The sequence below is a fragment of the Acidiphilium sp. PM genome, from assembly GCF_000219295.1.
In the GTDB taxonomy this organism is placed as follows: Bacteria; Pseudomonadota; Alphaproteobacteria; order Acetobacterales; family Acetobacteraceae; genus Acidiphilium; species Acidiphilium multivorum.
On record NZ_AFPR01000018.1, the window covers coordinates 1 to 5,481 of the forward strand.

A 5,481-nucleotide genomic window follows, 5' to 3' on the forward strand; every position below is an offset into this window, starting at 1 on the left:
ACCATAGTAGCGGACCGTGGAGCCGTCGCGGTTCCGGCGCTGGGTGACACGCAGATACATGCCTATCGAATAGCGTATCTCGTCAGGGCATAAAAGACACAAGACTGAGAGTCGTGTGTCTATGTGTTGGCGCAGATTCCGCCCACTCCACGATCATTCAATCCAATCAAATCAAACACTTGCCCAAGCCACACACAGCCAAATGTGCCTCATGACCGCGAACACGGGCTCAACTGAAGTTGACCCGTAAACGGACAAGGGAGCTTCTTCCAGGAGGCTCCCTTTCTGCGAATATTTCGTGGTGGCCTGCACAGCGGTGGTCGGAGGTGTATCGCGCCGGTCGCACCGTGATCACGCGATGCGGAAGAAGTCGCCCGTCTCAGGCAAGGTTGTGGAAGGCGGCAATCGTCTCGATGATATCGGTGCCGGTCACGTCGAGATGGGTGCATAGCCGTAGCCTGGTCGCCCCCATCACCGAAACCATGATCCCTTGCGCGCGAAGCGCCGCCGCCCAGTCCCCGGGAGTGCGGCCTGAAGCCGCGACATCCACATAGACCAGATTCGTCTCCGGCGGTTCGACGTTGAGACCGCCGATCGCCGCGAGCCCTGCTGCAAGGTCGCGGGCATTCGCGTGGTCCTCGGCCAGCCGGTCCACGTTATGATCGAGCGCATACAGGCAGGCCGCAGCGCAGATTCCGGCCTGCCGGAGCGCACCGCCCAGGCGCTGCTTCCACCGCCAGGCGCGATCGATCAGGTCGGCTGAACCGGCCAGAACGGCACCGAGGGGGGCGCCAAGCCCTTTTGTGAAGTCGATCCACACGGTGTCGAACGGCGCCGCGTAGGCGGCGGCGGAGATTCCGCTCGCGACCACGGCGTTCATCAGGCGCGCGCCATCCATGTGCGTTGCCATTCCGGCCGCGCGGGCAATGCCGACGAGATCACGAAGAGTAGCCAAGGGCCAGATCGTGCCGCCGCCGAGATTGGCCGTCTGCTCGATTTCCAGCAGCGCCTGCGGCGCGGCATAGCGGGAAGGCATCGTCAGCGCGGCGCGAAGATCGTCGGCCGAGAACATGCCCCGTGCGCCCCGCAGGCCGAGTACGCGCGCCCCCGCCAGCGCCCAGGGGGCTCCGCCCTCAGCCTCGATGATATGCGCGGTCTCGTGCGCGATGATCTCGTCGCCGGGACGGCAATGGGTAAGGATGGCCACCGAATTGCACATCGCCCCGGAGGGCAGGAACATTGCCGCCTCCTTCCCCAGCATGGCGGCCACACGCTCGCAGAGCGCATTCACGGACGGATCAAGACCGAGTTGCTCATCGCCCACTTCGGCGCCGAGCATCGCCTCGCGCATCGCCGGCGACGGTCTGGTCTGGGTATCAGAATAGAGATTGATGCGCACCGGCGGCAACGAAGGATCGGGCCGGAGCGGGGCGTACATCCTAGCCCTCGGCGGGTGCCGCGAGATCGGCGCCGGACTGCGGCGTGCCGTAAACATCGCGCGCGCGCTTCAGAAATGCCGCGACCATCCGGCGCACCGCCTCGGCGAACACCGCACCGATGGCCTTCTGCAGGATCAGGCTGCGAAATTCGAAATCGACATAGAAATCGATCATGGTGCCGCGTTCGTCCGGCAGGAACCGCCACTCGTTGCGCAGGTAGCGGAAGGGGCCGTTCTCGTAGCGGACATGGATATGCTCGGGCGCGTTCAGCATCACGCGGGAGGTGAAACTCTCGCGGAACGGACCGAACCCGATGGTCAGGTCCGCCAGCATTTCATCGCCGCGCTGCGAGCGGACGCGCGCGCCGATGCACCAGGGCAGGAATTGCGGATATTTCCCCACATCGGCCACGAGATCGAACATCTGGCCGGGCTGGTAGAGGACCAGTTTCCGCTCGGTGTAGCGCGGCATGTCAGGCCGCGTGCCGGGCGGCCCGGGCTTCGCGCAGGGCGGCGAAATCGGCATCCGCGTGATAGGAGGAGCGGGTCAGCGGCGTCGCCGACACCATCAGGAACCCCTTGGCGCGGGCCATGGCGGCAAGATCGGCGAACTCGTCGGGGGTGACGAACCGGTCGACCGCGGCGTGTTTCACGGTCGGCTGGAGATACTGGCCGATGGTGAGGAAATCGACATCGGCGATGCGCAGGTCGTCCATCACCTGGCCGACCTCGCCGCGGTCCTCGCCGAGCCCGGCCATCAGGCCGGATTTGGTGAAGATGCTTGGGTCGAGCTGCTTCACCCGGTCGAGCAGGCGGAGCGACTGGTAATAGCGTGCGCCGGGGCGGATCGAGGGGTAGAGCCGCGGCACGGTTTCGAGATTGTGGTTGAACACGTCCGGCCTGGCAGCGACGACCACCTCCAGCGCACCGGGCTTGCGCAGGAAGTCCGGGGTGAGGATCTCGATCGTGGTGGAGGGTGCGGCGGCGCGGATCGCGCCGATCACCGCCGCGAAATGCGCCGCCCCGCCATCATCGAGATCGTCGCGGTCGACCGAGGTGATCACCACATGCTGCAAGCCGAGCCGGGCCACGGCTTCGGCCACGCGGGCCGGTTCGTCGGCGGCGAGCGGCGCCGGCTGGCCGGTGGTGACGTTGCAGAAGGCGCAGGCGCGGGTGCAGATTTCACCCATGATCATCATGGTCGCGTGGCGCTGCGACCAGCACTCGCCGATATTCGGGCAGGCCGCCTCCTCGCAGACCGTCACCAGCTTGGCCTCGCGCATCAGCGCGCGGGTTTCGTGATAGACGGGATGGTTCGGCGCCTTCACCCGGATCCAGGCGGGTTTCCGCTGGATCGGGTTATCCGGCCTGTGCTGCTTTTCCGGATGGCGGAGCTTGCCGCCCCCCGAATTCCGGTGATCGATCTCGACGCGCATGACGGATCAGAAGTGGATGACCTGTCCATACGCGTCAAGCACCGATTCGTGCATCGCTTCACTGATCGTGGGGTGGGGGAAGACGGTGTGCATCAGTTCGGCCTCGGTGGTTTCGAGCTGCCGGGCGACCACGTAGCCCTGGATCATCTCGGTCACCTCGGCGCCAGCCATGTGCGCGCCGAGGAGCTCGCCGGTCTCGACGTCGAAGACGGTCTTGATCATGCCTTCGGGTTCGCCCATGGCGATCGCCTTGCCGTTGCCAATGAAGGGGAAGCGGCCGATTTTCACCTTGCGGCCGGCTTCCTTCGCCTTTGCTTCGGTCATGCCGACCGAGGCGACCTGCGGGCGGCAATAGGTGCAGCCGGGGATGTTCCAGGTCTCGAACGGATGCGGCTTCAGCCCCGCGATATGCTCGATGCAGACCACGCCCTCGTGGCTGGCCTTGTGGGCGAGCCAGGGCGGGCCGGTCAGATCGCCGATCGCGTAGACGCCCTCGACGCCGGTGCGCCCGAAACCATCGACCACCACATGCGTGCGCTCGACCTTCACGCCGGCCTGCTCAAGGCCGAGATTTTCGACATTGCCGACGATGCCGACCGCGGAGATCACCCGCTCGGCGGTGATCTTCTGCGCCTTTCCGCCGGCCTCGATCGTGACGGTCACGCTGTCCCTGCCCTTCTCGACGCCCTTCACGCTCGCCCCGACGAGCAGCTTCATGCCCTGCTTCTCGAACTGCTTGTGCATGAAGGCGGAGATTTCCTCGTCCTCCACCGGCAGGATGCGCGGCAGCGCCTCGACCACCGTCACCTCGGCGCCCATGTTGCGGTAGAAGCTCGCGAACTCGATGCCGATCGCGCCGGAGCCGATCACCACGAGGGATTTCGGCATGATGTCCGGCACCATCGCCTCGCGATACGACCATATGAACCGGCCATCCGGCTCAATGCCGGGCAGGACGCGGGCGCGCGCGCCGGTCGCGAGGATGATGTGCTTCGCCTTCAGCGTGGCGACCGGCTTGCCGTCCTTCTCGACCGCGAGCGTGCCCTTGCCGGCGAGCCGGCCGGTGCCGTCGAACACCGTCACCTTGTTCTTCTTCAGAAGATGGGCGACGCCCGAGGAAAGCTGCTTTGCCACGCCGCGCGAGCGCTTCACCACCTTGTCGAGATCGAACTTCACGTTCTCGGCGGAGAAACCGTATTCGGGCAAGGTGTGGAGCAGATGGTTGATCTCGGAGGAACGAAGCAGCGCCTTGGTCGGAATGCAGCCCCAGTTGAGGCAGATGCCGCCGAGATTTTCGCGCTCGACCAGGGCGACCTTCAGCTTGAGCTGCGCGCCGCGGATCGCGGTCACGTAGCCGCCGGGGCCGCCGCCCACCACCACCACGTCGAAACTCTGATCGGTCATTGTTCTGCTCCTATGCGGCAAGGGCGGCGAGGGCCTCGCCCTTCAGACGGTAGCGCGTCCATTCATCGAGCGGGACGGCGCCGAGGGATTGATAGAAATCGATGGCGGGGCGGTTCCAGTCCAGCACCGACCATTCGAGCCGGGCGCAGCCGAGCCGGACCGCCTCGCGCGCGAGATGGCGCAGCAGGGCGCGGCCGATGCCCCGGCCCCGCGCCGCGGGCAGGACGAACAGGTCTTCGAGATAGAGCCCGGCCCGGCCGGTCCAGGTCGAGAAGCTGGTGAAGAACAGGGCGAAACCGGCGACCGCACCATCGGCCTCGGCCAGCACGGCGCGGGCGAGAGGCTGCGGGCCGAACAGCGCCTCGTGCAGCATCGGCGCGGTCATCTCCACCTCGTGGGGCGCCTTTTCATAAAGGGCGAGCGCGTGAACGAGATCGAGCAGCGCGGCGATGTCGGCCGGTGCCGCAGGGCGAAGCGTTGCCGCCGCCCCTGAAGCGACACCGGCCGAATGGTCGCTCAAAGCATCAGCCCCAGCGGCTGTTCGACGATGGACTTGAACGCCGCGAGGAATTCGGCGCCGACCGCGCCATCCACCACGCGATGGTCGCAGGACAGGGTGACGGTCATCACCGTGGCGATGGCGATCTGCTCACCCTTCACCACCGGCCGCTTCTCGCCGGCGCCGATGGCGAGAATGCCGCCCTGCGGCGGGTTGATGATCGCCGAGAACGAGCTGATGCCATACATGCCAAGATTGGAGATCGAGAACGATCCGCCCTGGAATTCGTCCGGCTTCAGCTTGCCGGCCTTTGCCCGCGCGGCGAGATCCTTCATCTCGTTGCTGATCGCGGCCAGGCCTTTCTGGTCCGCCTTGCGGATGATCGGCGTGATCAGCCCGTCCGGAATCGCGACGGCCACCGAGATGTCCACGTCGTGATAACGGATCATCGCCTCCTCGGTGAACGAGGCGTTGGCCGCCGGAACGCGGCGCAGGGCGACGGCGACCGCCTTGATGATCAGGTCGTTGACCGAGAGCTTGAACGCGCCCGGCCCCTCCTTGGGGGATTGCGCGTTCAGCTCGGCGCGCAGCTTGAGCAGGGCGTCGAGCTCGACATCCATCGACAGATAGAAATGCGGAATGGTCTGCTTCGCGGCCTGCAAGCGCTTCGCGATCACCTTGCGCATCGAGGAATGCGGGATCGC

6 protein-coding genes are annotated in these 5,481 nt (G+C 65.9%); all 6 read right to left on the minus strand.

The genetic code is table 11. The features are described from left to right. Positions 1-379 precede the first annotated feature (379 nt). A complete protein-coding gene (locus APM_RS00515) occupies positions 380-1,438 on the minus strand; it encodes a low specificity L-threonine aldolase (RefSeq protein ID WP_007421397.1) in 1,059 nt (352 codons plus the stop codon). A gap of 1 nt (position 1,439) precedes the next feature. After that, on the minus strand, positions 1,440-1,910 hold the full coding sequence (locus APM_RS00520; protein WP_007421398.1) for a type II toxin-antitoxin system RatA family toxin: 471 nt from the start codon (positions 1,908-1,910) through the stop codon (positions 1,440-1,442). A gap of 1 nt (position 1,911) precedes the next feature. Further along, positions 1,912-2,874 carry a lipoyl synthase gene (gene lipA / locus APM_RS00525; RefSeq protein WP_007421399.1) on the minus strand — a complete coding sequence of 321 codons (963 nt, stop codon included), beginning with the start codon at positions 2,872-2,874 and terminating at the stop codon, positions 1,912-1,914. 6 nt (positions 2,875-2,880) lie between these two features. Next, positions 2,881-4,278: a dihydrolipoyl dehydrogenase gene (gene lpdA / locus APM_RS00530; RefSeq protein WP_007421400.1), complete on the minus strand. Its 1,398-nt coding sequence runs from the start codon at positions 4,276-4,278 to the stop codon at positions 2,881-2,883. 10 nt (positions 4,279-4,288) lie between these two features. Beyond that, the gene (locus tag APM_RS00535; RefSeq protein WP_007421401.1) at positions 4,289-4,798 is read right to left on the minus strand and encodes a GNAT family N-acetyltransferase; all 510 of its coding nucleotides are present in this window, start codon (positions 4,796-4,798) and stop codon (positions 4,289-4,291) included. Beyond that, positions 4,795-5,481 (minus strand): 2-oxo acid dehydrogenase subunit E2 (locus APM_RS00540; RefSeq protein ID WP_007421402.1); only part of this gene is annotated, 687 nt, incomplete at its 5' end. The genes APM_RS00540 and APM_RS00535, both read right to left, overlap by 4 nt.

Coding starts and splice junctions, on each gene's coding strand:
- APM_RS00515 (WP_007421397.1), bottom strand. CDS start 1,438: ATGTACGCCCCGCTCCGGCCCGATCCTTCGTTGCCGCCGGTGCGCATC.
- lipA (WP_007421399.1), bottom strand. CDS start 2,874: ATGCGCGTCGAGATCGATCACCGGAATTCGGGGGGCGGCAAGCTCCGC.
- lpdA (WP_007421400.1), bottom strand. CDS start 4,278: ATGACCGATCAGAGTTTCGACGTGGTGGTGGTGGGCGGCGGCCCCGGC.
- APM_RS00520 (WP_007421398.1), bottom strand. CDS start 1,910: ATGCCGCGCTACACCGAGCGGAAACTGGTCCTCTACCAGCCCGGCCAG.